This window comes from Oceaniferula flava (genome assembly GCF_016811075.1).
Lineage (GTDB): Bacteria > Verrucomicrobiota > Verrucomicrobiia > Verrucomicrobiales > Akkermansiaceae > Oceaniferula > Oceaniferula flava.
In genome coordinates this window covers 1-3,980 of the sequence record NZ_JAFBGL010000023.1, presented here as the reverse complement: position 1 = coordinate 3,980, position 3,980 = coordinate 1, and the positions used below count along the sequence as shown (strand labels likewise).

The window sequence follows — 3,980 nt, the reverse complement described above, 5'->3', positions numbered from 1 at the left end:
GACTGTTAACCGTTCGTAGTCCGAAGCCATTTTACAGTTAAGAATTTGAATGGTTGGCGACTGTTTTACACGCAGCGGCTGACCTCTACGTTCGGTAATAATAAGAATGCACGCACCAAGTGATAGTTGACCCGACAAATTTAAGAGATGATTTGGTTCAGCAGGCGGCACAAGTCCTTTCGCGTGGCAAAGGACATATTGGAGTCATTAATATGTTAACGACACAAGGTTTGAGCAACGATGAGGCGGTAACTATATCGCATGATATATTCGACGATGCTAAGTTGCATCTGAGAAGGTTACAATTACACGTTAGAGTAGTTGCTTGGACGCTAATTATCGGTGGTCCTCTGATACTGGCTATACTGACTGCATTTGGTATTATTGACGAAGATCTTGGGTTGCCCGCGTTGCTGGTTTCAGGGGTTCCAATTTTCTATGGGATAAGAACCTTATCGAAGTTACCCAATCCATCACGGTTACCAAAAAATCAAACCGAACAAGACGCTTCATCCGACGCGATACCGTCCGTGAACCAGAAACCATTTTGAGCTAAAGCCGTTAATGATTGGAATCCGTTTTACATCGCGCGGTTGAGCTCTACGTTAGGTAATAATAATAATCGCATGCGAATCATTATAGTTTTCACTCTATTGATTGCTTTCGTTTCATGTAAGAAAGAATCTATGAACGAGAATATAGTCGAAGACGATAGAATTTGGTTTAAGGGTAATCCATGGCCAGAAGGGCATCCCATTAAGAAGTTCAAGTGGTCCTCAGAAGTTCGAGATGGAGTTGTCTGGTTTCATATGCACCTGGAATCTGAGGATTATTATTCAGAGAGAGATCTGTATGATCCAGAACCCACAGAACATGACTCTGATTGGGAAGCTCCTATTGTATGGGGCAACTATCATAGCTGCACCATCTCTAGTTCCAAGTGGCACAATGGCGGTTTCCCGGTTTGTTCTGTCGAAGAATATTCACTAGATTATTTGGATGGTCATGTTGCGATAGTTGATCCTCTTCCTATTAGCTCGGATGCGGATTTAGATGAGTTGGCATTCCATACCTATTTACTTGGACACGATTCGGTCGCTGGCCACTCAATTCGATTTGTGCGGCGATCAGGCAGTGATCGCTTTGACATCATATGGGATGGGAAGATAGCTCTAGTTTATGCTGGTGATTACGATTACCGTTATAATTTTAATGCTCGAATATCGGATGTCGTAGCCCCTGACGTAATCAAATAGACCTAACAAGGCGCTTCATCCGACGCGATACCGTTCGTTGTGCGATGGAGTTGCAGAGCTAAAATCGTGTATGGTGTGAATCTGTTTTACACGGCGCGGTTGAGCTCTACGTTCGGCTCGATATTAACGACGCGGTAAAATGGGGCATGATGCCTAGTCACCCTCACTCGTCGCCCAAGAAATCCTTTTCGATCAGTGTCCACCCTCATCCACTTGCCGATAGATCTATAAAACCAGTAATCACCCCTCCTTATAGGTTCTCCAATAGGTAGTCGTTCCATCCTAGCTTTAACGAAAACCACCGAACAAGGCGAAGCATCCGACAGCTCACCGTTCGGGTCTTCTGAAATCTTTGCATGTTTTTCTAACGTGTTCATTTTTTCGTGTTTTCTTTGCATGTTTCGCTGCGGTTGTTCTTTACGTTCGGCTATAATAATGCACGCATAGGATTTGGCGTTACGGTGATCGATCGATGAATGGATTCCAGGTTACTCTCAGCCACTAGGCTTCGTCAGAGTTGGTTCCTATTGATTAGGTTGTTGCCGCCTGATCCACGAATGATGATGTGACATCGAGAGTAGCTTGATCCATCCGGCGCATAGGTTTGCTCCGTAGTTCTATTTTGATATTTCACACTTTGCCTCATATCCTCTGCGCAGGGCTAGAGGGGTCGGAGCACATGGTTGGTGATCGTCTTTCGTGTTGGGCATTTGTTTTCGAAAAATTTGCCGAACAATTCGCTGCATCCGACCGGATACCGTTCGTAGACGGAGAGACATTTTACAGCCATGAGACACACTACATTTTCGACCGTTGTTTGATCGGCGGTTGAGCTTTACGTTCGGCTATAATAATGCACGCATAGGATTTGGCGTTACGGTGATTGATCGATGAATGGATTCCAGGTTGCTCTGAATCACAAGACTTCGTCGAAGTTGGTTCCTGTTAATGAGGTTGTTGCCACCTGATCCGCGATTGATGATGTGACATTGAGAGTAGTTTGATCCATCTGGCGCGGAGGTTTCCCCCGTAATCCTATTTTGAGATTTCAATCGTTGCCTCATATCCTCTGCTCATGGCTAGAGCGGTCGGAGCACATGGTCAGTGATCGTCGTTCGCGTTGGTCATTTGTTAGCGAAAAATTTGCCGAACAATTCGCTGCATCCGACCGGATACCGTTCGTAGTCGGAGGCAGGTTTTACAGGCATGAGACACACTACATTTTCGACCGTTGATTGATCGGCGGTTGAGCTTTACGTTAGGCGATTATATTGCTCCTACTCGGTGGCCTCCCATGCTTCGGCCATTTTCTTCGGCCCGGCCTGTAGCCCTACGCCAAGAGCGAAGATTATTCGCCCTGTGTAAACAATAGGGAGCATCAAGACACACCAGATGACGCACCACCAGGGAATCAAGTTTTTGCGACCGTTTATAGTTTTGTCGTGCGGCCAAAAAATAAGAAGCCTAACAAGTCGCTTCACACGACCGTTAACCGTTCGAGTGTTCGAAGATTCAGAGTTATTATTTTCGTTCGGTTTCATAAGTTTTACAGTTGGCGTTTGAGCTTTACGTTAGCCAATAATAAGAGAATCAGAAGCAAAGCGTTATCATGAATCATCTGTCTCGCTGGATTTATCACCTAAACCTAAGACCATGCATCGCTCTCGCAGCTGACGTCATTGATGTCACGTTTGATGATGCAGATTGGGAGATAATCCGCCTCGGGTTACAGGGATCGTCAGACATTGAAGATCGTTGGTTCAAGCATGTATTGAATGGATCTGATGGCTATCTTGAGATTAACTGCTCACTTGATGATGGTGACAACAGTGCTGGTATTGTTCACGTGAGGTTTAGTGATATCGAAGATAGAATCATCTTTTCTAAGATCATGACCATTCTGGATATTTGTGCCGAATACACTCTAGCACCATCGCCAGCATAGTAATAATGTGGGCTAACAAGGCGCTTCATCCGACGCGATACCGTTCGTTGTCCGATGACCTTGCAGAGCTAAAGACGTTAATGATGCGAAACTGTTTTACACGGCGCGGTTGAGCTCTACGTTCGGTAATAATAATATAAGAATACCCATGAATATAAGAATCAAAATAATATGTATGTTAATGGCATTACCTAGTGTGCTTTGCTCTGCAGAAGAGCAAGCGTTTGCACACTGGAAACAAACACTATTTTTGAGTGATTACTGTTTCATTGCTGAAGTCGTTAATGACCCGGATACTGGTCATAAAACACTAAAGCCTGTGGAGTTTTTTTGGGGCAAGCACGATGCATTCTTAAAATCGCACGCGAAGATTAATAATTATCCCGGGTTTCCAGTGGGATCATTATTTTTCGTGCATTACACAAGACAAGCAGATGGAGGGTTTTCTAAGAGTCATTTGCAATTGAAGAAAACCCGATCTTATGAAGATACTGAAATAATTATGTATCGAGACGATAAAAAAATGAAGATTCAGGATTTCCGTAAAATGGCAATTCAGAGACCGCAAAAAAAATAGACCGAACAAGACGGAGCATCCGACCGTTAACCGTTCGTAATCCGCAGCCATTTTACAGTTAAGAATTCACCCGGATCATCATCGTTTTACACGCGGCGGTTGTCCTCTACGTTAGATAAGAATAAGAATTCTGAGTCTCCGTGTTCGTGGGCACGCTGATGGGAAGCTTCTCGGTTTCTGCATCATGATTCGCTCACTCATC

The 3,980-nt window shown here is 44.4% G+C and carries 3 protein-coding genes; all 3 read left to right on the top strand.

Features of this window, described 5'->3' with window-relative positions; translation table 11 throughout:
• Positions 1 to 626 precede the first annotated feature (626 nt).
• The 3 genes from JO972_RS16605 (at position 627) to JO972_RS16595 (ending at position 3,778) form a co-directional block, all read left to right on the top strand.
• Entirely contained in the window at positions 627 to 1,256 is a 630-nt protein-coding gene (locus tag JO972_RS16605) for a hypothetical protein (RefSeq protein WP_309491208.1), read from the top strand.
• A 1,609-nt stretch (positions 1,257 to 2,865) separates the two neighbouring features.
• A complete protein-coding gene (locus JO972_RS16600; protein ID WP_309491207.1) occupies positions 2,866 to 3,201 on the top strand; it encodes a hypothetical protein in 336 nt (111 codons plus the stop codon).
• 148 nt (positions 3,202 to 3,349) lie between these two features.
• Positions 3,350 to 3,778 (top strand): hypothetical protein, encoded by a 429-nt coding sequence (locus tag JO972_RS16595; protein ID WP_309491206.1) that lies wholly within the window; start codon positions 3,350 to 3,352, stop codon positions 3,776 to 3,778.
• Positions 3,779 to 3,980 lie beyond the last annotated feature (202 nt).